The sequence below is a fragment of the Ensifer soli genome (genome assembly GCF_041928815.1).
Taxonomy (GTDB): domain Bacteria; phylum Pseudomonadota; class Alphaproteobacteria; order Rhizobiales; family Rhizobiaceae; genus JBHFEI01.
The window spans coordinates 172,076-195,041 of sequence record NZ_JBHFEI010000010.1 but is presented as its reverse complement, the minus strand read 5'-3'; the positions used below and the strand labels follow the sequence as shown (position 1 = coordinate 195,041).

Annotated in this window: 24 protein-coding genes and 2 tRNA genes; 15 read left to right on the top strand and 11 right to left on the bottom strand. The window is 66.4% G+C overall.

Annotation, left to right across the window (positions count from 1 at the left end; all coding sequences use genetic code 11):
- Positions 1-417: 417 nt before the first annotated feature.
- Positions 418-507: transfer RNA gene (locus tag ACEVQ6_RS16675), tRNA-Ser, on the bottom strand.
- Between the two features lie 280 nt (positions 508-787).
- On the opposite strand from ACEVQ6_RS16675, the gene ACEVQ6_RS16670 reads away from it, so the two are divergent.
- From ACEVQ6_RS16670 to ACEVQ6_RS16660, 3 genes are all read left to right on the top strand, one after another.
- Complete coding sequence (locus ACEVQ6_RS16670) at positions 788-1,099, top strand: hypothetical protein (RefSeq protein ID WP_374890151.1); 312 nt, start codon at positions 788-790, stop codon at positions 1,097-1,099.
- Between the two features lie 51 nt (positions 1,100-1,150).
- On the top strand, positions 1,151-1,804 hold the full coding sequence (gene msrA, locus ACEVQ6_RS16665) for a peptide-methionine (S)-S-oxide reductase MsrA (RefSeq protein WP_374890150.1): 654 nt from the start codon (positions 1,151-1,153) through the stop codon (positions 1,802-1,804).
- Positions 1,805-2,019: 215 nt separating this feature from the next.
- A complete protein-coding gene (locus tag ACEVQ6_RS16660) occupies positions 2,020-3,012 on the top strand; it encodes a BMP family lipoprotein (RefSeq protein WP_374890149.1) in 993 nt (330 codons plus the stop codon).
- Positions 3,013-3,095: 83 nt separating this feature from the next.
- Here the strand turns inward: ACEVQ6_RS16660 and ACEVQ6_RS16655 are convergent, their stop codons facing one another.
- Positions 3,096-3,308: a SlyX family protein gene (locus tag ACEVQ6_RS16655; protein WP_374890148.1), complete on the bottom strand. Its 213-nt coding sequence runs from the start codon at positions 3,306-3,308 to the stop codon at positions 3,096-3,098.
- On the bottom strand, positions 3,305-4,045 hold the full coding sequence (locus ACEVQ6_RS16650; RefSeq protein ID WP_374890147.1) for a sulfate transporter family protein: 741 nt from the start codon (positions 4,043-4,045) through the stop codon (positions 3,305-3,307). The genes ACEVQ6_RS16655 and ACEVQ6_RS16650 overlap by 4 nt, the downstream gene beginning before the upstream one ends.
- 178 nt (positions 4,046-4,223) lie before the next feature.
- Here ACEVQ6_RS16650 and ACEVQ6_RS16645 point away from each other — a divergent pair, with 178 nt between their 5' ends.
- Complete coding sequence (locus tag ACEVQ6_RS16645; protein ID WP_374890174.1) at positions 4,224-5,144, top strand: ROK family protein; 921 nt, start codon at positions 4,224-4,226, stop codon at positions 5,142-5,144.
- A complete protein-coding gene (locus ACEVQ6_RS16640) occupies positions 5,141-5,872 on the top strand; it encodes a copper homeostasis protein CutC (protein WP_374890146.1) in 732 nt (243 codons plus the stop codon). The genes ACEVQ6_RS16645 and ACEVQ6_RS16640 overlap by 4 nt, the downstream gene beginning before the upstream one ends.
- A 163-nt stretch (positions 5,873-6,035) precedes the next feature.
- On the opposite strand, the gene nagA is transcribed toward ACEVQ6_RS16640, so the two are convergent.
- Genes nagA through ACEVQ6_RS16620 form a run of 4 tightly spaced genes read right to left on the bottom strand, consistent with a single transcriptional unit; the run spans position 6,036 to position 9,929 of the window.
- Positions 6,036-7,223: an N-acetylglucosamine-6-phosphate deacetylase gene (gene nagA / locus ACEVQ6_RS16635; protein WP_374890145.1), complete on the bottom strand. Its 1,188-nt coding sequence runs from the start codon at positions 7,221-7,223 to the stop codon at positions 6,036-6,038.
- Positions 7,220-8,248 (bottom strand): SIS domain-containing protein, encoded by a 1,029-nt coding sequence (locus ACEVQ6_RS16630; RefSeq protein ID WP_374890144.1) that lies wholly within the window; start codon positions 8,246-8,248, stop codon positions 7,220-7,222. Before ACEVQ6_RS16630 ends, nagA begins: the two co-directional genes overlap by 4 nt.
- Positions 8,249-8,283: 35 nt before the next feature.
- On the bottom strand, positions 8,284-9,048 hold the full coding sequence (locus ACEVQ6_RS16625; RefSeq protein ID WP_374890143.1) for a GntR family transcriptional regulator: 765 nt from the start codon (positions 9,046-9,048) through the stop codon (positions 8,284-8,286).
- The gene (locus ACEVQ6_RS16620; RefSeq protein ID WP_374890142.1) at positions 9,045-9,929 is read right to left on the bottom strand and encodes a BadF/BadG/BcrA/BcrD ATPase family protein; all 885 of its coding nucleotides are present in this window, start codon (positions 9,927-9,929) and stop codon (positions 9,045-9,047) included. Before ACEVQ6_RS16620 ends, ACEVQ6_RS16625 begins: the two co-directional genes overlap by 4 nt.
- 193 nt (positions 9,930-10,122) lie before the next feature.
- Between ACEVQ6_RS16620 and ACEVQ6_RS16615 the strand changes: the two genes are divergently transcribed.
- The 7 genes from ACEVQ6_RS16615 (at position 10,123) to ACEVQ6_RS16585 (ending at position 16,813) form a co-directional block, all read left to right on the top strand.
- Positions 10,123-11,037: an N-acetylmuramic acid 6-phosphate etherase gene (locus tag ACEVQ6_RS16615; protein WP_374890141.1), complete on the top strand. Its 915-nt coding sequence runs from the start codon at positions 10,123-10,125 to the stop codon at positions 11,035-11,037.
- A 59-nt stretch (positions 11,038-11,096) separates the two neighbouring features.
- The gene (locus tag ACEVQ6_RS16610; RefSeq protein ID WP_374890140.1) at positions 11,097-12,353 is read left to right on the top strand and encodes an ABC transporter substrate-binding protein; all 1,257 of its coding nucleotides are present in this window, start codon (positions 11,097-11,099) and stop codon (positions 12,351-12,353) included.
- A 141-nt stretch (positions 12,354-12,494) separates the two neighbouring features.
- Entirely contained in the window at positions 12,495-12,905 is a 411-nt protein-coding gene (locus tag ACEVQ6_RS16605; RefSeq protein WP_374890139.1) for a DUF4279 domain-containing protein, read from the top strand.
- Positions 12,906-12,935: 30 nt separating this feature from the next.
- Positions 12,936-13,877, top strand: a complete 942-nt coding sequence (locus tag ACEVQ6_RS16600) for a carbohydrate ABC transporter permease (protein WP_374890138.1) — start codon at positions 12,936-12,938, stop codon at positions 13,875-13,877.
- 11 nt (positions 13,878-13,888) lie between these two features.
- Positions 13,889-14,728, top strand: coding sequence for a carbohydrate ABC transporter permease (locus ACEVQ6_RS16595; protein WP_374890137.1), 840 nt, complete (start codon positions 13,889-13,891; stop codon positions 14,726-14,728).
- Positions 14,725-15,795: a Gfo/Idh/MocA family protein gene (locus ACEVQ6_RS16590; protein ID WP_374890136.1), complete on the top strand. Its 1,071-nt coding sequence runs from the start codon at positions 14,725-14,727 to the stop codon at positions 15,793-15,795. The genes ACEVQ6_RS16595 and ACEVQ6_RS16590 overlap by 4 nt, the downstream gene beginning before the upstream one ends.
- Positions 15,796-15,808: 13 nt before the next feature.
- Positions 15,809-16,813, top strand: a complete 1,005-nt coding sequence (locus ACEVQ6_RS16585) for an ABC transporter ATP-binding protein (RefSeq protein WP_374890135.1) — start codon at positions 15,809-15,811, stop codon at positions 16,811-16,813.
- A 91-nt stretch (positions 16,814-16,904) separates the two neighbouring features.
- Here the strand turns inward: ACEVQ6_RS16585 and rpsA are convergent, their stop codons facing one another.
- The 4 genes from rpsA to aroA all read right to left on the bottom strand — a co-directional run bounded on the left by rpsA (position 16,905) and on the right by aroA (position 21,536).
- Positions 16,905-18,608: a 30S ribosomal protein S1 gene (rpsA, locus tag ACEVQ6_RS16580; protein ID WP_374890134.1), complete on the bottom strand. Its 1,704-nt coding sequence runs from the start codon at positions 18,606-18,608 to the stop codon at positions 16,905-16,907.
- A gap of 276 nt (positions 18,609-18,884) precedes the next feature.
- A complete protein-coding gene (gene cmk, locus ACEVQ6_RS16575) occupies positions 18,885-19,517 on the bottom strand; it encodes a (d)CMP kinase (protein WP_374890133.1) in 633 nt (210 codons plus the stop codon).
- A 28-nt stretch (positions 19,518-19,545) separates the two neighbouring features.
- Positions 19,546-20,184, bottom strand: a complete 639-nt coding sequence (locus ACEVQ6_RS16570) for an FMN-binding negative transcriptional regulator (RefSeq protein WP_374890132.1) — start codon at positions 20,182-20,184, stop codon at positions 19,546-19,548.
- The gene (gene aroA / locus ACEVQ6_RS16565) at positions 20,184-21,536 is read right to left on the bottom strand and encodes a 3-phosphoshikimate 1-carboxyvinyltransferase (protein ID WP_374890131.1); all 1,353 of its coding nucleotides are present in this window, start codon (positions 21,534-21,536) and stop codon (positions 20,184-20,186) included. Before aroA ends, ACEVQ6_RS16570 begins: the two co-directional genes overlap by 1 nt.
- A 275-nt stretch (positions 21,537-21,811) precedes the next feature.
- Between aroA and ACEVQ6_RS16560 the strand changes: the two genes are divergently transcribed.
- From ACEVQ6_RS16560 to ACEVQ6_RS16550, 3 genes are all read left to right on the top strand, one after another.
- Positions 21,812-22,207, top strand: a complete 396-nt coding sequence (locus tag ACEVQ6_RS16560) for a TIGR02300 family protein (protein WP_374890130.1) — start codon at positions 21,812-21,814, stop codon at positions 22,205-22,207.
- A gap of 201 nt (positions 22,208-22,408) precedes the next feature.
- A tRNA-Ala gene (locus tag ACEVQ6_RS16555) sits at positions 22,409-22,484 on the top strand.
- A 46-nt stretch (positions 22,485-22,530) separates the two neighbouring features.
- Positions 22,531-22,938, top strand: coding sequence for a hypothetical protein (locus ACEVQ6_RS16550; protein ID WP_374890129.1), 408 nt, complete (start codon positions 22,531-22,533; stop codon positions 22,936-22,938).
- Positions 22,939-22,966 lie beyond the last annotated feature (28 nt).

Genomic DNA, 22,966 nt, shown 5'->3' with positions numbered 1-22,966 from the left:
GAGTTGAACCGGCGCGCGGCCGAGACCGAGCTTCGCCTGAAACGCCTCTACGAGGCCATCGAAGCGGGCGTGGCCGATCTGAACGATCCGGCCTTGAAGGAGCGCGTCGTCGCCCTGCGGGCGCTACGCGACCAAGCGCAAGTCGATTCCGAGCGAGCACAGGCCATGCTCGAAAGCTCCGGCAGCATGGCGGTGACGCCGGCCGTTTTACGAAAGTTCGCCACGACCGCGCGGCGTCGGCTCAGGCAGGAGGGCGGCGGCTACCGGCGGGATCATCTGCGCGCATTTGCCCAACGCGTCGAAGTCGGAGAAGGCAACGTTCGCATCATAGGATCGAAGGGCGAACTGCTGCGCGCCCTTACTTCGGTCTCTAGCGGGAAATCGGCGGGAATCGGTGTGCCCACTTTGGGACTGAAATGGCGGACAGGGAGGGATTCGAACCCTCGGTACGCTTTCACGTACACACGCGTTCCAGGCGTGCGCCTTAAACCACTCGGCCACCTGTCCGTTTCCGTTCGCATCGTGCGGCCGGCGTCAGATTATCGGGGAGACTGCATTTCGTAGGGCCCGCAGGCCGGATCATGCCGTTCGCCCAGGAGAAAATCCCCTGCTGACGGGCGCGATATATACCGAGGTTGCGCCAGGGATCAACCGGAATCTGACGGTTTGACGACGGCGCGCGCAGATCGCCAGAACGCGCCTTCGCCATTGTCATCGTCGTCATCACTTCCTATCTTCGGTGCCAGGCGTGACAGGTCTGCGCCGGTGCGGTCGAGGAAGGCACCCCATGCGTTTCATGATGCGGCTTGCAAGCCTCGTCGCGCTCGCGGCGGCGGTTGCAGCCGGAACGATCGACGCCATCCGCTCGGTCGCGCTGTCGATGCCGGCGATGACATCGCTTGTCGATCTCCTGTCGTTCGTCGGCGGCAACCCGGCGGCGCGTCTCGCAGGGCCGGCCGGCGGCCTGCCCTCCTTCCTGCAGCCGGCCGCGCGGCAGGCCTTCGAGGCGCCAGCCTTCGCCGTGCTTCTGGGGCTGTCCCTGCTCCTGTGGATCGCCGGATACCGGGGGGCGCCGAAGGGCGTACCCGCCGCGCCTTAGACCGGCGGCCACGTTCGTCCCGTTCCAACCCTGTCCGTCAGGAGGTAGCTTATGTTTCTGAGCGATATGTTTAACAAGAAGACGGTGATGCCGGATGCGGGAAGCGCGCTTCCCGGCCGCGAGGCCCCCCTTCCGACCGCGCCCACTCACGCGGTCAACGACCGGCCGCTGAAAGGCCCCTATCCCGAGGGACTCGAGACGATCCTGCTCGGCATGGGCTGCTTCTGGGGCGCCGAGCGTCTCTTCTGGAAATTGCCGGGGGTTTATGTCACCGCCGTCGGCTATTCCGGCGGGCTGACGAAGAATCCGACCTATCAGGAGACCACCACCGGCCTGACCGGCCACGCGGAAGTGGTGCTCGTCGTCTATGATCCGGCGGCGATCCCGCTCGAAACCCTGCTCAAGACCTTCTTCGAGGAGCATGACCCGACCCAGGGCATGCGCCAGGGCAACGATATCGGTACGACCTATCGCTCGGCGATCTACACCAGCGACGCCGGGCAGCAGGCAGCCGCCGAGGCGGCGCGGGAGCGCTACCAGGCCGCGCTTGCCGCGCGCGGCCACAAGGGGCGCATCACCACAGAGATCGCTCCGGCCGGGCCGTTCTATTTCGCGGAAGCCGAGCACCAGCAATATCTGGCGAAAAACCCGAACGGCTATTGCGGCCTGCGCGGAACCGGGGTCAGCTGCCCGATCGGTGCGTGACAAGGCTGAAAAAGCTATGAAATGCGGCATCGTGGCCGGCTTTCAGGCAGGTTTCCTGTTTTACCGTTTGAGAAATTTCCGGGTGAATTTTCAGCCGGACCATGCAAGGATGCCGGCGCCGGCCGTGCGCGCTCGCGCGGTGGCGCCGCGATCTCCAGTGAGACGAGATCCCGCGGGAGGACAAAGAAGATCAAACGGAACAACAGGGCTCGACAATGAAAAAAACCCTTCTCGGTCTCCTTGCCGCATCGATGATGTCGGCCACGGCGCTCGCCGCCGACATCAAGCCGGCGATCATCTACGACCTCGGCGGAAAATTCGACAAGTCGTTCAACGAGGCGGCCTATAACGGCGCGGAAAAGTTCAAGGCCGAGTCGGGCATCGCCTATCGCGAGTTCGAGATCGCCAACGACGCGCAGCGCGAGCAGGCGCTGCGGCGCTTCGCCGGCGACGGCAACAACCCGATCGTCATGGCCGGCTTCTCCTGGGCCGCCGCGCTCGAAAAGGTCTCGGCCGAATATCCGGACATCAAGTTCGCCATCATCGACATGGTCGTCGACAAGCCGAACGTGAAGTCGGTCGTCTTCAAGGAACAGGAAGGCTCGTATCTCGTCGGACTTCTGGCCGGCCTCGCCTCCAAGACCAAGACCGTCAGCTTCGTCGGCGGCATGGACATTCCGCTGATCCACAAGTTCTCCTGCGGCTATATCGGCGGCGCCAAGGCGGCAGGCCCCGACATCAAGGTGCTCGAAGCCTTCACCGGCACGACGCCGGACGCCTGGAACGATCCGGTCAAGGGTGGCGAGATCGCCAAGTCGCAGATCGACCAGGGGTCGGACGTCGTCTATCACGCGGCCGGCGGCACCGGCGTCGGCGTTCTCCAGGCGGCGGCCGATGCGGGCAAGCTCGGCATCGGCGTCGATTCCAACCAGAACATGCTGCAGCCCGGCAAGGTGCTGACCTCGATGCTGAAGCGCGTCGACGTCGCCGTCTACGACGCCTTCACCTCGGCCAAGAACGACACGTTCGCCTTCGGCATCTCCAATCTGGGACTGAAAGAGGACGGCGTCGGCTATGCGGTCGACGACAACAACAAGGCGCTGATCACGCCGGAGATGCAGGCCGCCGTCGACAAGGCCAAGGCCGACATCATTGCCGGCACCATCCAGGTGCACGACTACATGACCGACGAGGCCTGCCCCTACTGACGGCTTCCGGTCGTTCCGTTCCGCGCATTCGGGCCGCCCTTCCCTGCGAGGGGCGGCTTTTTCATGGGTTCGACCGGCGGCGCTCAGTAATGCGGCGGGCGCTGGTTGGCCGGGGGCGCGTCGAGCGCCGCCTCCTCCATCGCGAGAAAGCGCTCGGCCAGCCGGTCGAGCTTCGCCCGCATCTGCTCGATCGTCCGCCACTGCCCGGCGAGCTGGTCGGAAAGCTCCTCGATCGTCTTCGCCTGGTGGGCGGCGAGCTCCTCGAGGCGGGTCAGTCGGTTGTCGTCCTCGCTCACGCGGCGATCTCCCTTTTCGGCAGGCTGGCGGCAAATTGCGGGTCGCGCTGCGAGAGCGCCCTGTGCAGGTGCACCATCATACCGGCGGCAAACAGCGGCGTCAGCAGGTTGAGGACCGGCACGGCGAGAAAGGCGGCGAGCAGAAGCCCGGCGAGGAAGACCGTGCCCCGGTGCCTGGCGCGGAACAGGCGGGCCTGCGCTGGCGGCCTGTGGCGCATCGCGGCGAACTCGAAGAATTCCCGCCCGAGCAGGTAGCCGTTGACGAGGAAGAAGGCGACGAGATTGACGCCGGGGATGAGCAGCAGGAACAGCGCCACGATGTTGCCGAGGATGACGACGCCGAGGAAGCCGAGCGTGCCGAGGATGGCGGTGCCAAGCGGCAGCGCCGCGCCGGGCGGATCGCCGGGATAGTCGCGCCGCTCCACGGTCTCGGCGACGTCGTCGAGGAAGAAGCCCGCCGTCAGCGCCGAAACCGGCCCGAGCAGCATCGCCAACGCGAGCGCGATGCCGATGCTGGCAAAAAGCCCAAGGAAGAAGGTGAGCCAGCCGCTCCACTCGGCATTCGCCGGCAGGTAGCCGCCGATCCAAGGCAGCGCGAAGAGGAGGAAGGTCTCGCGCAGCGCGAACCAGAGGGCGAGGAGGATCAGCAGCGTCAGGCCGATCACCTTCCACACGACCGGGCGTGTCTCCGGCGCGATCAGATTGGCGAGCGAGCGCCGGGCGGCATCGAGGATCATGGTATCTCCGTCTCGGTGGGCATCGCCCGGTTTCCGGTCCGAGACGATCTAGGGGGCAGGCCGCGCCGTTTAAAGTGCCGCAGCCTGCGGCGATGCGCATATTCCCTCGGTGCGGCCATCCTTGCGCGGCGGTCGGATCGGCGCTATGGCCGGCGAACGCCATCCGGGAGACGCGATCGTGATCGTCTGCTTCGACATTGGCGGCACGGCGATCCGCGCCGCCGCCGCGCAGGACCGCGACAGCATCGCCGCACTCGGGCGCATGGCGACACCCGCGCATGATTTCGACGCCTTCGTCGCCGCCCTCGCTGGTTTCGTCGCCGCGGCGGGCGGGCGGGTGCGCCGCGTCGCTCTGTCGATCGCGGGCGTCACCGATCCGGAAACCGGCCGGCTGACCTGCGCCAACATTCCCTGCATCGACGGGCGGCCGCTCGCCGCCGATCTCGGCGAAAGGCTCGGCATCCCGGTGATCGTCGCCAACGACGCAGACTGCTTCGCCGTCGCCGAGGCGGGCCTCGGCGCGGGCCGCGGCCATCGCATCGTCTTCGGCATCATCCTCGGCACCGGCGTCGGCGGCGGGCTCGTCGTCGACGGGCGCCTCGTCAACAGCGATGGCGGCTTCGCCGGCGAATGGGGCCATGGCCCGGCGGTCGCGGCCAGCGCCGGCACGCCCCCCGTCGAGATCCCCTCCCTTGCCTGTCCCTGCGGGCAGAGCCGCTGCGTCGACACGCTCGGCGGCGCGCGCGGCATGGAGCGTCTGCACCGGATGCTTCATGCCGCCGATCTGTCGAGCGAGGCGATCGTTTCGGCCTGGCAGGCGGGCGACGCCCGGGCCACGCGCATCATCGACATCCTCGTCGATCTCCTCGCCTCGCCGCTGGCGCTGGCGGTCAACATCACCGGGGCGTCGATCGTCCCGGTCGGCGGCGGGCTGTCGCATGCCGCGCCACTGATCGCCGCGCTCGACGCCTGCGTGCGGGCCCGCATCCTCAGGCGCCTCGAACGGCCGCTGGTCGTGCCCGGCACCTGCCAGGCGGCCGCGGCGGGCCTCGAGCCTGGGCTGATCGGTGCCGCGCTGATGGCGCTCGACGCGGCATGAGCACGGTTCTCCTCGAAGTCTGCGTCGACGACGCCGAAGGGCTGGCGGCGGCGGTCGCAGGCGGCGCCGACCGGATCGAGCTCTGCTCGGCGCTGGCGCTCGGCGGGCTCACCCCCTCGCGCGGGCTGATGGCGCGCGCGGCGGCGGCACCGGTGCCGGCCTATGCGATGATCCGGCCGCGCGGCGGCGGCTTCGTCTATGGCGACGCGGATCTGGCGGTCATGAGCGACGATATCGCAGCGGCGCGCGACGTCGGGCTCGCCGGCGTGGTCCTCGGCGCATCGCGGCCCGACGGTCGGCTCGACACGGCGGTCCTCGCCCGTCTTTCGCAGGAGGCCGGCCCTCTCGGGCGGACGCTGCACCGCGCCGTCGATCTTTCTCCCGACCTTTCCGAGGCCGTCGACAGCGCCGTCGCCCTCGGCTTCGAGCGCATCCTCACCTCCGGCGGCCAGAGGACGGCGGTCGAGGGCATCGACGCATTGGAGGCGATGGTCGCCCGGGCCGCGGGCCGTATCTCGATCATGCCCGGCGCCGGCATCCGCGTCGACACGCTTGCGCGGCTGTTGCCGCGCCTTGCCGTCACGGAGATCCATGCCTCCTGCGCCCTGCCTGTCGGGGGCGATCCGCGCCTTGCCGCCTTCGGCTTCGAGATGGCCGGCGCGCGGCGCACCGGCCGGGCCGCGGTCGGCGCGCTCAAGGGCGCGTTGCTTGCCCTCCGGCCGCGATAGGGCGCTCCGGTCGGCACGGGAGGTGAAATCCTCGATCGTCTTGTCTTCAGAGCATGAACCGGCCGGAGGGACGCGACGATCAGCAGGGCCATGCGCCAGGATGAAGCGTCGAGAGCGCCGTTCCCACTCAAGGGTTATCGAACGGCGCGCTCACGGATGGTCGCTACGGCGAAGCGATCGCGCTTCGGCTGGACGGGCTCCAGACGCGGGCGCCGCCGATATAGGTCGCGACCATGTCCAGCCCCTCGGTCAGCACGACGAAGTCGGCGTCCGTGCCGGGGCCGAGCCGCCCCTTGCGCGCGCCAAGCCCCACCGCCTCGGCCGGGTAGAGGCTCGCCATGCGCAGGGCCTCCCCGAGCGGCAAGCCGAGCCGTTCGTGGACGAAGCGAACGGAGGAGAGCATGTCGATGTCGGCGCCGGCGAGCGTGCCGTCAGCGAGCGTCAGCCGTCCGTCCTTCCGGAAGATCTCGCGGCCGTTGAGGAAGAAGCCTTTTTCCTCCGTGCCGATCGGCGACATGGCGTCGGTGACGAGGAAGATCCGCCCCGGACCGGCCTTGGCCTCCAGCGCGACCCGCATCGAGACGGGATCGACATGGATGCCGTCGGCGATGATGCCGGCAGAGAGCGTGCCGATGTCGAGCGCCGCGCCGACCATGCCCGGTTCGCGATGGCCGAGCGGGCTCATCGCGTTGAAGAGATGGGTGACGGTGCGCGCGCCCGCCGCCGCATAGGCAGCCGCCGTCGCGTAGGTCGTGTCCGAATGGCCGAGGCTGACGGTGATGCCGGCGGCGGCCATGGCGGCGACCTGCTCGACCGTCGCATTTTCCGGCGCCACCGTCACCATCAGCGCGGGGAAGCGGCCGGCGAGCGCCAGCATCGCGTCGAGGTCGCGCGCCTCCATCGGCCGGATCAGCGCCGGATCGTGGACGCCCTTGCGCGCCAGCGAGAGATGCGGACCTTCGAGATGCAGGCCGAGAAAGCCGGGCACGCCCGCCGCCTGCGCGTCGAACCCGGCGGCGATCGCCTCGGCGCGGACATCGAACGTGTCGGTGATCAGCGTCGGCAGAGCCGCCGTCGTGCCGAAACGGGCATGGGCGGCGCAGATGCGGCGCAGGCCTTCGACGCTTCGGTCCTCGTTGAGAAGGACGCCGCCGCCGCCGTTCACCTGAAGGTCGATGAAGCCGGGCACGAGAAGCGCCCCGCCTGCGGCCTCGACCGCCGCATCGGCCGGCACGGCGGTCTCGGGCGGGAGGGCCGACACCCGGCCGTCGCGGACGAGGAGCGCGCACCCCTCGTGCCAGTCCCACCCGTCGAAGATGCGGGCGCCCGTGATCGCGACCGGCCGGCTCATCGGGTTTCCGTCACTTTCTTCAGGCTCTCCGGGGCATCCGGATCAAGGCCGCGCCGACGCGCCCAGGCCTCGACGAAACCGTAGAAGGGCAGGATCAGCGCCAGCGCGTCGGTGACGGGATGTCCGGTCGCGACGAAGGGAAGCGGCCGGGCGGAACCGACCTTTTCCGAGGTGAGGAAGACATGGGTGCCCTTATCTGCGATCCCCTCGGCGATCTCCGAGACCGAGGCCTCCGCCGCGTCCCGCGCGGCGAGCGCGATCACGGGAAAGTCCCGCCCGACCAGCGCCACCGGCCCGTGCAGCACCTCGGCGGAGGAGAAGGCCTCGGCATGCATGCCGGACGTCTCCTTGAATTTCAGCGCAGCCTCGTTCGCGATCGCCAGCGCCGGTCCGCGGCCGAGCACGTAGAGCGAACCGGCACCCGTCGCCTCGAGGTCCTCGGCCAGTTGCCCCCAGTCGAGCACCACCGCCTTGCCGAAATGGTCGGGCAATGCCTCGACCGCCCTGATCAGCGCCGCGTCCTGCGTCCAGGCACCGAGGACGGCGAGGCCGGCGACGATCGAGTTGACGAAGGACTTGGTCGCGGCGACGGCGAGTTCCGGCCCGGCCATGATGTCGAGCGCATGGGTGGAATGCTCGGCGATCGGCGAGGCAAGCGTGTTGGTGAGCGCGATCGTCACCGCGCCGGATTCGGTGGCCGATTGCGCCATCGCCACGATATCCGGGCTCTTGCCGGATTGCGAGACCGCGATCGCCGCGCCGCCGCCGAGCGCCAGCTTCGCGCCGTAGATCGAGGCGAGCGAGGGGCCGAGCGAGGCGACCGGCCGGCCGGCGGTGAGCTCGACTGCATATTTCAGGAAGAGGGCGGCATGATCGGAGGAGCCGCGCGCGATGGTGACGAGGAAGGCGGGATCCTTCTCGCGCAAGGCGGCGCCGGCGGCCGCGATTGCGTCGCGCGAGCCCGCGAGAAAGCGGGCGGCGGCCTGCGGAACCTCGTCGATCTCGCGTCGCATATGGGTGGTCATGTTTCTGTCCTTCGTTGTTTCGGCGCGCCGTCGCCTCAAGGGTCCGGCAGGGTGAGTTCGGCGACGAAGTCGTAGGCGTCGCCGCGATAGAGCGAGCGGGTCACCTCGACGGCCCGGCCGGAGGAAAGGTAGGAGACCCGTTCGATGGCGAGGCCAGCGACGCCGGCGAGAACGCCGAGCATGGCGGCATCCGGATCCTTCAGGTTGCAGGCGGAAATCCGCTGTACGGCGCGTACGGGCCGCGCGCCGATCTTGTCGAGTTCGGCATAGAGCGAGGTGTCGACCCGCGCCGGGTCCGGCAGGAACTCGGCGGAGATGCTGGCGCGCTCGATGGCGAGCGGCATGTCGTTGGCGATCCGCAGACGCCCGACACGCGCGACGAGCATGCCGGGGCTGAGACCCAGCGCCATCACCTCGTCGGGCGAGGGGTGGAACAGGCCGCGCTCGATCCACTGCGCCCGCGTCGACAGCCCGCGCCGCGCCATGTCCTCGGTAAACGAGGTCAGCCGCGACAGCGACTGCTGCACGCGGGCCACCGGCTTGACGACGAAGGTGCCGGAGCCATGGCGGCGCACGAGGAGCCCGTCGCGCACCATGTCGTCGACCGCCTTGCGCACCGTCACCCGGCTGATGCCGGCATGATCGGCGAGATCGCGCTCCGGCGGCAGCGCATCGCCGTGGCCGAGCTTGCCGGAGCGGATCGCCTCCTCGATCACCTGCCGGAGCTTCAGATAAAGCGGGCCGGAGCCCGCGGCCTCCAGCGCCTCCCTCGGCAGGATCGCGGCCAGATGGGCGCTCATCGGCCCGCCTCCGCAAGCGCGCCGTAGCGCCTGACGGCGAGGCGCACCGCGCCGGCGAGCGCATCGGCCTCGGGCGCGACGAAGAGCGGCCGGTGCCTGCCGGCGAGGAAGGGTTCATAGACGCGGGCAAGGCCGCCGAGCAGGCAGAGCCGGCCGATGCCGCGCCGCACGAGCACGTCGATCGCCGCGTCGATACTCGCGGCGCCCTCGCGGACGATCCGGAGCGCCACGGCATCGCCCTTCGCGGCACAATCGAACAGGCGCGGAGCGTGGCGGCCGAAATCGACGGGCCGCGCCTTTCGGGCGAAATCGACGATCGCGCGCGGATCGCCCTCGAATTCGGCGAGCACCGCGGCGGTCAGGGGCGAGCCGGGACGGATGCCGTCATGGGCGAGCAGGCTTTCCTGCAGGAGCGCCTGGCCGAGGCGCGCGCCGCTGCCGAGGTCGCCGACGGCAAAGCCCCAGCCGCCGAGATAGCTCACCTCTCCGCCCTGGCGCGCGGCATAGACCGTGCCCGTGCCGAGGGCGGCGACCGCGCCGTCGCCTTCCGGCAGGGCGCCCTCGAGCGAGATCAGTACATCCGATTCGATCGACGCGTCCCGGAAGGGCAGGCGCGCCTTCACCATATGCACCGCCTCGCCGACATTGCTTCCGGCAAGGCCGAGCAGGGCGCGGGCCTCGGATATCCGTTCCGGCGCGAGTCCCGCATCGGCGAGTGCCGCGCCGGCGGCGGAGATGAGATGCGTCAGCGAACTCTCCGGCTCGGTCAGGATATTGGCCGGGCCGCCCGTCCCCTGCCCGAGCACGCGGCCGTCCTGCGTCGCCACGGCGGCGCGGCAGCCGGTCCCGCCGCCGTCGATTCCGATGAGAAGCTCAGCCATGACCACCTCCACCAAGATAATACCAAAAAAATACCATTAATGAAGAGGCGATCCGTGCAAAATTTCAAAATGGCAGATTCTCTGATTTTAAATGATAAAATCCTGCGACATTCACTTTCTGGCAACGAATGTTAATTTGCCTCTGGACAATTGGTATTTTTTTGGCCTTAATCTCCGACAGAGGGAGATGGGCATGCCAAGCGTCAAGACCGAAGAGCGCCGCGATCATTCGCAGATGCCGGATCGGCTGGAGCCGGAGGCGGCGCTGCGGCTTCTCTTCAATGGCCAGATCGCGGCGGCGCGGGCGGTCGAGGCGGCGATCGGCCCGATCGGCGCGGCGGCGCACATGGTGGCCGAGGCCCTGTCGCGGGGCGGACGTCTCGCCTATGCCGGCGCTGGCAGTTCCGGCCTGATGGCGATGGCCGACGCGCTCGAGCTTCCCGGCACCTACGGCCTGACGGGGGGCGAGGTCGTCATCCTGCTCGCCGGCGGGGCGGAAAGCCTGGTGGATCTCGCCGGCGGTTTCGAGGACGACGCAGACCGCGCCGCGCGCGACGTCGCGACGGCCGGGATCGGCGCGGGCGACGTGCTGATTTCGGTGTCTGCAAGCGGGGCAACGCCCTATGCGCTGGCGGCCGCGGACGCTGCCCGTGTCGCCGGGGCCCGCATCGTCGCCATCGCCAACAATCGGGGTGCCCGCCTTTTCGACGGCGCCGATGTCGCGATCCTTCTCGACACGCCGCCCGAGGTCGTGTCCGGCTCGACGCGGATGGGCGCGGGCACGGCGCAGAAGATCGCGCTCAACATGCTGTCCACCATGGCCGGCATCCGGCTCGGCCATGTGCATGACGGCCACATGGTCAATCTGAGGGCCGACAACAGCAAGCTTCACGGACGCGCCGCGCGCATCGTCGGCGACATCGCCGGCGTGACGCGGGACGAGGCGCAGCGCCATCTCGCCGCCGCCTCCGGCTCGGTGAAGCTCGCCGTGCTGATCGCCGCCGGGGCCGGCGATGCGACAAAGGCCAAAAAGATCCTCGACGCGGCCGGGCAGAATCTCCGCCGCGCGCTGGAGGCAGTGGCGCCGGCCCGTACGGCGCGGCGCTGACGACAGGACGATCTTGGGTTCAAGGTGCGCCGGCAGGCGCCGATAAAAGGGAGAACGACATGACCCGCACCGCAGTGAAGGCGCTCCTGCTCGCTTCGAGCATGCTCGCCACGGCCGGGATGGCCTGCGCCGAGACGACGCTGACCATCGAAAGCTGGCGCAATGACGACCTCGCCATCTGGCAGGAGAAGCTGATCCCCGCCTTCGAGGCGAAGAACCCCGACATCAAGGTGGTCTTCTCGCCCTCCGCGCCGACGGAATATAACGCCGCGCTGAACGCTAAGCTCGACGCGGGCTCGGCCGGCGACCTGATCACCTGCCGCCCGTTCGACGCGTCGCTGGAACTCTACAACAAGAAACACCTCGCCGACCTCACCGGCCTTGCCGGCATGGAAAACTTTTCCCCGGTCGCCAAGTCCGCCTGGACCACCGACGACGGTTCCGCGACCTTCTGCGTGCCGATGGCGTCGGTCATCCACGGCTTCATCTACAACAAGGACGCCTTCGACCAGCTCGGCATCACCGTGCCGACGACCGAAGCGGAGTTCTTCGCAGCCCTCGACAAGATCAAGGCCGACGGCAATTACATCCCGCTTGCCATGGGCACGAAGGACCTCTGGGAAGCCGCGACCATGGGCTACCAGAACATCGGCCCGACCTACTGGAAGGGCGAGGACGGCCGCCTGGCGCTGATCAAGGGCGAGCAGAAGCTGACCGACGCCGACTGGGTCGAGCCCTATAAGGTGCTCGCCAAGTGGAAGGACTATCTCGGCGACGGATTTGAAGCCCAGACCTACCCGGACAGCCAGAACCTCTTCACCCTGGGCCGCGCTGCGATCTACCCGGCCGGCTCCTGGGAAATCTCCGGCTTCAACACGCAGGCCCAGTTCAAGATGGGCGCCTTCCCGCCGCCGGTGAAGACGGCCGGCGACACCTGCTATATCTCCGACCACAACGACATCGGCATCGGCCTCAACGCCAAGAGCCCGAATGCGGACGCGGCCAAGACCTTCCTCACCTGGGTCGCCTCGCCGGAATTCGCCGACATCTATGCCAATGCGCTGCCGGGCTTCTTCAGCCTCAATTCGACGGCGGTGAAGATGTCGGACCCGCTGGCGCAGGAATTCGTCTCCTGGCGCGAGAAGTGCAAGCCGACCATCCGCTCGACCTACCAGATCCTGTCGCGCGGCACGCCGAACCTCGAAAACGAGACCTGGGTCGAATCGGCCAACGTCATCAACGGCACCGACACGCCGGAAGTGGCAGCCGAGAAGCTGCAGAAGGGCCTCGACAGCTGGTACAAGCCGGCGAAGTGAGTGCATATGGGCTCTGCGGAAAAACCGCAGAGCCCTGGCATGCTTCGGCCGGGGTCAACGCAAAAGCTGGTGACCGGCATGCAGTGATGGGCTGCTCGGATCTCGCTGGCGTTGAAGCATTCGTCGCGAAAGAAAAAGCGTATGGAAGACCTCATTGGTTCGGCGTCCCTCTTTTTCTTCGGCGATGATCTGGATCCATCGCAAGTGACCGACGTGCTTGGCACGACGCCGAGCGATTCCTGGAAAGCCGGTGAGATCGTCGTTTCGAAGCGGGGGCAACAGTTCGGTCCCAAAAAGACAGGTATGTGGACATTCAGATCGTCGCTGAACAGTGGGGATGTGAATGAGCTAATCGATAGTATATTTTCTCAGGCTGGGTTAAAATACAGACGGATTTCTGAAATAAAAAACTTAGATTCTGCTTTTTTATTGATTCATACATTTGTTGATCCGGGTAAATCGATCGAGATGGATCTGGGATGTGACATTATAAGGAAATTGGCTGAAGAAAATATTGGTCTTCATATAACAGTGTCCAGCGATGACACGTGAGCGGCGCAAACCAAACAACGGAAATAGATGATGAGCGTCACCGAACCCGCTGCCACTGCTATCAGGCGCCCCTTCCGCTGGCATATCGTCGTGTTCCTCGCGCCGGCCGTCTTCGTGTACACGGCGGTGATGATCCTGCCGCTGATCGAGACGCTCCGGCAGTCGTTCTACAACACCGTCGATGGCGAGCTGACCTTCGTCGGGTTCGCCAATTTCGCCACCCTCTTCGGCGCGCCGCGCTGGTCGGCCGACTTCTGGAACGCGCTTCGCAACAACTGCATCTTCTTCGTCATCCATATGCTCGTACAGAATCCGATCGGCATCGCGCTCGCCGCCATGCTGTCGATCCCGAAGCTGCGTTTCTCCGCCTTCTACCGCACGGCGATCTTCCTGCCGACGCTGCTCTCCTTCGTCATCGTCGGCTTCATCTGGAAGCTGATCCTCTCGCCGATCTGGGGCGTCTCGCCGTACCTCCTCGATCTCGTCGGGCTGAAATCGCTGTTTTCGCCCTGGCTCGGCAAGCCGGGATCGGCGCTCGTCACCGTGTCGCTGATCTCGGTCTGGCAATATGTCGGAATCCCGATGATGCTCATCTACGCGGCGCTGCTCAATATCCCCGACGAGGTGATCGAGGCGGCCGAATGCGACGGCGTCACCGGCTGGAGCCAGTTCTGGAAGATCAAGCTGCCGCTGATCCTGCCCTCGATCGGCATCATCTCGATCCTCACCTTCGTCGGCAATTTCAACGCCTTCGATCTGGTCTACACCGTTCAAGGGGCGCTTGCCGGCCCCGACGGCTCGACCGACATCCTCGGCACGCTGCTCTACCGCACCTTCTTCGGCTTCCAGCTCCAGCTCGGCGACCGCTCGATGGGCGCGACGATCGCGGCGGTGATGTTCCTCATCATCCTCTCGGGCGTGTCGCTCTATCTCTTCGTCATCCAGCGCCGCATGCGCCGCTACCAGTTCTGAGGGAGACCGCCATGTCGCAAGCCCGTGGATCCATGGTGCGCACCGGCGCGGTTCACGCCGCCCTGATCGCCTATACGCTGATCGCCCTCTTCCCGGTGTTCCTGACGATCATCAACTCGTTCAAGTCGCGCAACGCCATCTTCCGCAATCCGATGCAACTGCCGACGCCGTCGACCTTCGACCTCGTCGGTTACGTCACGGTGCTGAAGCAGGGCGATTTCCTCGGCTATTTCCAGAACAGCCTGATCGTCACCGTCGTGTCGATCGCGCTCGTGCTGCTCTTCGGCGCCATGGCCGCCTTCGCGCTCTCCGAATACCGCTTTCGCGGCAACACGCTGATGGGCCTTTATCTGGCGCTCGGCATCATGATCCCGATCCGTCTCGGCACCGTCGCCATCCTGCAGGGCATGGTCGCGACCGGCCTCGTCAACACGCTGACGGCGCTGATCCTCGTCTACACGGCGCAGGGCCTGCCGCTCGCCGTCTTCATCCTGTCCGAATTCATGCGCACCGTCTCCGACGACCTCAAAAATGCCGGCCGCATCGACGGACTGTCGGAATATGCGATCTTCGCCCGCCTCGTGCTGCCGCTGGTGCGCCCCGCCATGGCGACCGTCGCCGTCTTCACCATGATCCCGATCTGGAACGACCTCTGGTTCCCGCTGATCCTCGCCCCCGGCGAGGCGACCAAGACCGTCACCCTCGGCGCCCAGATCTTCATCGGCCAGTTCGTCACCAACTGGAACGCGGTGCTCGCCGCCCTGTCGCTGGCGATCTTCCCCGTCCTCGTCCTCTACATGATCTTCTCGCGGCAACTGATCCGCGGCATCACCGCAGGAGCCGTGAAATGAACAGTTCCCTGGACAACAAGAGGGTCCGCGTCCTTGTCGCCGGCCTCGGCAATATGGGGCTCAGCCATGCGCTGGCCTATGAGGCCAATCCGGATTTCGAGATCGTCGGCCTCGTCAATCGCTCTAGGGTCACGCTACCGGACGCTTTGGCGCACTACGAGATCCTGCCCAGTTTCCCGGAAGCGCTCGCCGAACTGAAGCCGGAGCTCTGCTCGATCAACACCTATTCCGACAGCCATGCCGATTTCGCCGTGATGGCGATGGAGGCAGGCTGCCACGTCTTCGTCGAGAAGCCGCTCGCGACCACGGTGGCGGATGCCGAGCGCGTCGTCGCCTGCGCGAGGGCGAACAACCGCAAGCTCGTCGTCGGCTATATTCTCCGCCACCACCCGTCCTGGATCACGCTGATCGAGGAAGCCCGCGCGCTCGGCGGCCCCTACGTCTTCCGCATGAACCTGAACCAGCAGTCGAGCGGTCCGACCTGGGAAACGCACAAATCGCTGATGAACACGACGCCGCCGATCGTCGATTGCGGCGTGCATTATGTCGACGTCATGTGCCAGATCACCGATGCGAAGCCGGTCGAGGTGCGCGGCATGGGCCTACGCCTGTCGAATGAGATCGCCCCGGACATGTACAATTACGGCCACCTGCAGGTGATCTTCGACGACGGTTCGGTCGGCTGGTACGAGGCCGGCTGGGGGCCGATGATGTCGGAGACCGCCTTCTTCGTGAAGGACGTGATGTCGCCGAACGGCTCCGTCTCGATCGTCATGGACGCGAACGCCAAGTCCGACGACATCGACACCCACACGAAGACGTCGGTGATCCGCATCCATCGGGCCGCGACCGGCCCGGACGGCCGTTTCACCACACCGGACGAGGACAGGACGATGGACGGCGAGCCCGGCCACCAGCAGCTCTGCGACCGCGAGCAGGCCTATGTGCTGAAGGCGATCCGCGAGGACATCGATCTCGCCCGCCATATGGACGACGCCGTCCAGTCGCTGAAAATCTGCCTGGCCGCCGACGAGAGCGTGCGCAGCGGCCACCCTGTCAAGCTTTGAGAAGGACGATATCGTGGGATCGCTGAACCTCACCGCCATCCGCAAGGCTTTCGGCCCCCATCAGGTGCTGAAGGGCATCGACCTCGACGTGAAGGACGGCGAGTTCGTCATCTTCGTCGGCCCGTCCGGCTGCGGCAAGTCCACGCTTTTGCGCGTCATCGCCGGCCTCGAGGATGCCACCTCCGGCAGCGTGAGCATCGACGGGCAGGAGGTCGCCCATGTGCCGCCGGCAAAACGCGGCATCGCTATGGTCTTCCAGTCCTACGCGCTCTATCCGCACCTGACGGTCAAGGACAATATGGGTCTCGGGCTGAAGCAGGCCGGCGTCGAAAAATCCGTCATCGAGGAAAAGATCGCCAAGGCTTCGGCGATGCTGTCGCTGGAACCCTATCTCGCGCGTCGCCCTTCGGAACTCTCGGGCGGCCAGCGCCAGCGCGTCGCCATCGGCCGCGCCATCGTGCGCGAGCCAAAGCTGTTCCTGTTCGACGAGCCGCTGTCGAACCTCGACGCGGCCTTGCGGGTACAGACGCGCCTCGAGATCGCACGGCTGCACAAGCGGCTGAAGGCGACGATGATCTACGTCACCCATGACCAGGTCGAGGCGATGACGCTCGCCGACAAGATCGTCGTGCTCTCGGCCGGCGCGATCGAGCAGGTCGGCTCGCCGATGGAGCTTTACAACCGCCCGGCCAACCTCTTCGTCGCCGGCTTCATCGGCAGTCCGCAAATGAATTTCATCGAGGGCGCCCGCCTCGGCGATCCCGCGAAGACGCTCGGCATCCGGCCCGAACATATCACCCTGTCGCGCGACAGCGGCGACTGGAAGGGCAAGGTCGCCCATGCCGAACATCTCGGCGCCGACACGATCCTCTATCTGGAAACGGAACAGGCGGGGCTGGTGACCGTGCGCCTCTTCGGCGAGCATCGCTACGGCGAGGACGAGACCGTCTATGCGTCGCCGGACAAGGCCAGCATCCACCGTTTTGGCGCGGATGGACGTGTGATCCGCGCGGCATAGGCTCGACCAGGCACAGACCCCGTAGCCTCATATGAAAAGGCCCGCGGAGATCGCTCTCCGCGGGCCTTTTTATATCTCGGATCAGGCGATCTCAGTCGTTGTTGCGGTTCTTCAGAGCCGCGCCAAGGATGTCGCCGAGCGAGGCGCCCGAGTCGGAAGACCCGAACTGCGCGACGGCTTCCTTCTCTTCCGCGATCTCCAGAGCCTTGATCGAGAGCTGGATCTTGCGATCCTTCTTCGAGAAGTTGGTGACGCGGGCATCGACCGTCTGGCCGATCGAGAAACGCTCGGGGCGCTGCTCGTCGCGGTCACGCGAGAGATCGGCGCGGCGGATGAACGACGAGATATCCTCGTGGTTGACGAGCTTCACCTCGATGCCACCGTCGTTGACGGCGGTGACGACGGCCGAGACGACGGCGTTCTTGCGCAGTTCGCCGGAGGCGGCCGCATCGCCGACCGAATCGCGGCCGAGCTGCTTGATGCCGAGCGAGATGCGCTCCTTGTCGACGTCCACATCGAGAACGACCGCCTTGACGACGTCGCCCTTGTTGTATTCCTCGATGACCTGCTCGCCCGGACGGTTCCAGTCGAGATCCGACAGGTGCACCATGCCGTCGACATCGCCGTCGAGGCCAATGAACAGGCCGAACTCGGTCTTGTTCTTGACTTCGCCTTCCACTTCCGTGCCGGCCGGATGACCATGCGCGAAGGCCTGCCACGGGTTCTCGAGCGTCTGCTTGAGGCCGAGCGAGATGCGGCGCTTGCCGGGATCGACTTCAAGGACGACCACGTCGACATCCTGCGTCGTCGACAGGATCTTGCCGGGATGGACGTTCTTCTTGGTCCAGGACATTTCCGAGATGTGGATCAGGCCTTCGATGCCCGGCTCCAGCTCGACGAAGGCACCGTAGTCGGTGATGTTCGTGACCGTACCGGAAATCTTCTTGCCGGTCGGGTACTTGGTGCCGATGCCATCCCACGGATCCGACTCGAGCTGCTTCATGCCGAGCGAGATGCGGTGGGTTTCCTGGTTGATGCGGATGATCTGGACCTTGACCGACTGGCCGATGTTCAGGATTTCCGACGGATGGTTGACGCGGCGCCAGGCCATGTCGGTAACGTGCAGCAGGCCGTCGATGCCGCCGAGGTCGACGAACGCACCGTAATCGGTGATGTTCTTGACGACACCGTCGACGACCTGGCCTTCTTCGAGGTTCTGCACGATTTCCGAACGCTGTTCGGCGCGGCTCTCTTCAAGAACGGTGCGGCGCGAGACGACGATGTTGCCGCGGCGCTTGTCCATCTTGAGAATTTCGAAAGGCTGCGGGTTGTGCATCAGCGGCGTCACGTCGCGGATCGGACGGATGTCGACCTGGGAGCGCGGCAGGAAGGCGACGGCGCCGTCGAGATCGACGGTGAAGCCACCCTTGACCTGGTTGAAGATCACGCCTTCGACGCGTTCGCCGGCATTGAACTTCACTTCCAGACGGATCCAGCTTTCCTCGCGGCGCGCCTTCTCGCGCGACAGCACGGCTTCGCCGAGCGCGTTCTCGATGCGCTCGACATAGACCTCGACTTCGTCGCCGACCTTCAGCGTGCCGTCCTTGGCCTTGGCGCCGAATTCCTTCAGCGGCACGCGGCCTTCGACCTTGAGGCCGACATCGACGATGGCGACGTCCTTCTCGATGGCGGTGACGATGCCCTTGGCGACATAGCCTTCGGCGAGATCGTTGCTCGCAAAGGATTCCTGCAGAAGCGCTGCGAAATCGTCGCGGGTGGGATTGGCTTGGGACATGAATTCTCCTGATGTGCCTTGATCGAAGGCACGCGCGCCGGGGGTTCGCGTTGGACAGACCTGATCTCCCGCCCGCTCCCGTCATCATCGGGAGCATTCCGGCGCGAGGGCGGGATCTCAGGCATTTCGGCAGTCTCGCGGCCCGAAGGCGGCGAAACGCCACCCGGATGCGGGCCTAGGGTCTGTCTCGTTCATTCTGAACCAGACAGACCGTCAGCTTTTTTGTCGTCATTTGTCTTTTGGGGATAACCGGATTCCACTTATCCCTGACAAACTCTAGCGATCCAGGACCCTGTCGATGATCGACCTGGCCGCTTGAAACGCGGCCTCTATACCCATTTCCGACGTATCGAGCAAGTGCGCGTCGTCGGCGGGCCTCAAGGGGCTGTCGGCACGGCCCGCGTCGCGCGCGTCACGGATCTGGACGTCCCTGAAGATCGCGTCGAAATCCGCCTCGCCGCCCCTTCCGACGATCTCGTCAAAGCGTCGCCGCGCCCGCACCTCGGGTGCGGCGGTAACGTAGAGCTTGACGGGTGCGTCCGGGCAGACGACGGTGCCGATGTCGCGCCCGTCAAGCACGGTGCCGGGGTCACGCCGCGAGAAGGCGCGCTGCGCCTCGACCAGCGCCCGACGCACCGGCGACATGACCGCGACCTTCGAGGCCGCCTCGCCGATCTCGTGGCGCGACAGGACATCGCGGTCGAGGCCGGAAAGGTCGAGGTTCGCGGCCATCCGCGCGGCAAGCGCCTCGTCGTCGAGCGGCAGGCCGGCGTCGAGCAGCGCCTTGGCGGTGGCCCGGTAGGTGAGCCCCGTGTCGAGATGGTGGAAGCCGTAATCGCCGGCGATCCGGCGCGACAGCGTCCCCTTGCCGGCCGCCGCCGGTCCGTCGATGGCGATGATGAAGGTCATGCAGTGGTCCTGGTTCTTGAAACGGTCGTCATGGCCGGCCCTCCCGCCCGCCATAGGCACGCACGAGCGCGGCCATGTCGTCCTGGCCGTCCCCGAGGCCCTCGGCAACGCCGTTGCGGTCGGCGGCGGGGCGGTTCTGGCTTACCTTCCATTTGCCGTCGATCCGGCGAATGTCGATCTCGATGCCGACAATGCCCCTGAGCTGCGCCCGGAGAAAGTCCGGCGGCGCATCGTCGAGCGACCATGGCGCGCTTCGCCGTTCCTCATGCCGGCGCGTGAGCGCGCTGACCTGGTCCATGAGCCAGCCCGCATCCTCGATCACCCGCGCCGTGCCGCGGACCTGGACGATGGCATAGTTCCAGGTGGGAACCACCTTGCCCGTCTCCTGTTTCGTTCGGTACCAGGAGGGAGTGATGTAGGCGTCGGCGCCCTGGAAGACGGCAAGCGTGTCCGCGCCCTCGGCAATCGCCCGCCACTGCGGGTTCGCCCGGGCGAGATGCAGCCGCAGCACGCCCTTCTCCGAGGCTTCCGCATCGAGATCGAAGGGCACGGGATTGGCCAGCAGCCCCGCTGCGCCCGCCGAGATCAGAAGGCCGAGCGGATGGGCTCGGATCAGCGCATGCTGCGTGGCAAGATCGTCCTCGCGGAAATGCGCCGGCTGATACATCAGGGCGCCTCGATCTTTGCCCCGAGCCCCGTCATCATCGCCATGAATTCCGGAAAGCTCGTCGCGATCATCGTCGCGTCGTCGACCGTCACCGGATGTTCGGACGCCAGGCCCATGACGAGGAAGCTCATCGCGATGCGGTGGTCGAGATGGGTGGCGACCGCGGCGCCCGACGCATGGCCGAGGCCCTTGCCGCCCGGGCGGCCGCGCACGACGAGGGAGGTTTCGCCCTCGTCGCAGTCGACGCCGTTCAGCGTCAGCCCTGCGGCGACGGCGGAAAGCCGGTCGGATTCCTTCACCCGCAATTCCTCGAGCCCCTTCATCACCGTCTCGCCCTCGGCAAAGGCGGCGGCGACGGCGAGCACGGGATATTCGTCGATCATCGACGGCGCGCGCTCCTCCGGCACGCTGACGCCCTTCAGCGCCGAGGACCGGACGCGCAGGTCCGCCACGTCCTCGCCGCCGGCAAGGCGCGGATTGACGACCTCGATCTGCGCGCCCATTTCCTGCAGCGTCAGGATGAGGCCGGTGCGCGTCGGGTTCATCAGCACGTTGAGGATGGTCACGTCCGAACCGGGCACGATCAGCGCCGCCACCAGCGGGAAGGCGGTGGAGGACGGGTCGCCCGGCACGTCGATCGTCTGGCCCTTCAGGCGGCCCTGGCCTTCGAGCCGGATGACGCGCGTTCCGTCCCGTTCCGTTTCCACGGTGAGGTTGGCGCCGAAGCCCGCGAGCATCTTCTCGGTATGGTCACGCGTCATCACCGGTTCGATCACGGTGGTGATGCCGGGCGTGTTCAGCCCGGCGAGCAGCACGGCCGACTTTACCTGCGCGGAGGCCATCGGCACCCGGTAGGTGATCGGGTTCGCCGCCTTCGGCCCGCGCAGCGTGACGGGAAGCCGGTCGCCGGCCGCAGCCGTCACCTGCACGCCCATCTGCCTCAGCGGATCGAGCACCCGGCCCATCGGCCGTTTGGTCAACGAGGCGTCGCCGACGAAGGTCGCGTCGAAATCATAGACGCCGACAAGGCCCATCGTCAGCCGGCAGCCGGTGCCGGCATTGCCGAAATCGAGCGGCGCTTCGGGGGCGAGCAGCGCGCCGTTGCCGACGCCGTCGATGATCCAGGTGTCGCCCTCCTTGCGGATCTTCGCGCCCATCGCCTGCATGGCCTTCCCGGTGTTGATCACGTCCTCGCCCTCGAGCAGGCCGGTTATCCGGGTCTCGCCGCTGGCAAGCCCGCCGAACATGAAGGAGCGGTGCGAGATCGACTTGTCGCCGGGGATGCGGACGGTGCCGGAAAGGTTTTCCGAGCGGCGGGCCCGGGCGGGTTTGGCGGCGGCGCCGTGGGACATCGAGAGGTTCCTTCCATGCCAGGAGAGCGGCATCGGCCGGACGCCGGGCGCCTCCGGCGAGGAGGCGTCGCCGGGCGCCCGCCGACAGTCGCGCGGCTCCTAACACAAACTCCCCGGACGGTCATCAGCGGCCGGTCGAAAAAGCGCGCGCCAGTTCGGCTTTGACAGACGCGGGCAAGACGATTATGGGGGTTCGCTGGTTTTCAAGTCCGGCCCACCTCGCGACATCGGCGCTCGACGTGGGCGCGGCAGCACCCTGACATGAGGCTTCGACAGTGGCAAAACCCGAACTCGGCACGAAACGCATCGACCCGGAAACGGGCCGCAAGTTCTACGATCTCAACAAGGACCCGATCGTCTCGCCCTATACCGGCAAGTCCTATCCCCTCTCCTTCTTCGAGGAAACCTCGGCGGCGAAGGTGCTGGAAAAGCAGGCCGAGGAGGAGGATGTCGTCGAGGTCGACACCGAGAACACCGAGGTCGAGCTCGTCTCGCTCGAGGATGCCGACGACGACGCGGCGGGCGGCGACGACCTGCCGGATCTCGGCGACGACGATGTCGAGATCGCCGGCGACGACGATGACGACACCTTCCTCGCCGCCGACGAGGACGAGGACGACGACGACATGACCGGCATCATCGGCGTCAACGACGACGACGACGAGGTTTAACCGTTTCTAAATATATCGAAAAAGCCCCGTGCCCGGGAAAAGTCGAAACGGGCGCGGGGCTTGGCGGCGCCGGATAAAAATAATTGCAGGCTGCGGAAAGTTTCGGCTTGCCATTGTCATCGGGCAGAAGTAATAAGCCGCCACCCGCCGGGAACGAGACGCTCCCGACGGTCCCGGAACCGGCCTTGGTCGGACCCTTATGGGGCTATAGCTCAGCTGGGAGAGCGCTTGCATGGCATGCAAGAGGTCAGCGGTTCGATCCCGCTTAGCTCCACCAAATTATCACAGTCCTTGATATTTTTCTCGATTGCGATCCGCTGTCGATGTCGGGTTTAGATGGGCGCGACGGATCTGCAGCCTTTCCTGGCCCGTGCACCTTTTGCTCTAGGCGGCTGCATCCGAGGCGGGCGAAGACGCGCGCACTGATCGATCCACTCTGCATTACCGCGCTGATTCCGCTGGTCGAGCGCATCCCGGTCGATACGGCGGTCGCAGAAATCATCGCGCCCGATGGGGTGGCGTTTTCCGTCGCGGAAAGGCGCTGGGTGCACGAAACCTTCCTCATGGGGCACATGGAAGACGAAAACAGCATGTTCCCGGTCGAAGGCAATCTTATTCTCGCCGATGCACCCTCTTGCCGCGGCAGTCGAAGATGCCTTTCGCGTCCGACATCGCGAAGGTTTGTCGAGAGCGCCGTCGGTGCCGAAGCGCCCTCCCGCGGCACGACCTGACCGCACGAGGTTGATGCGGCGGGAAGGG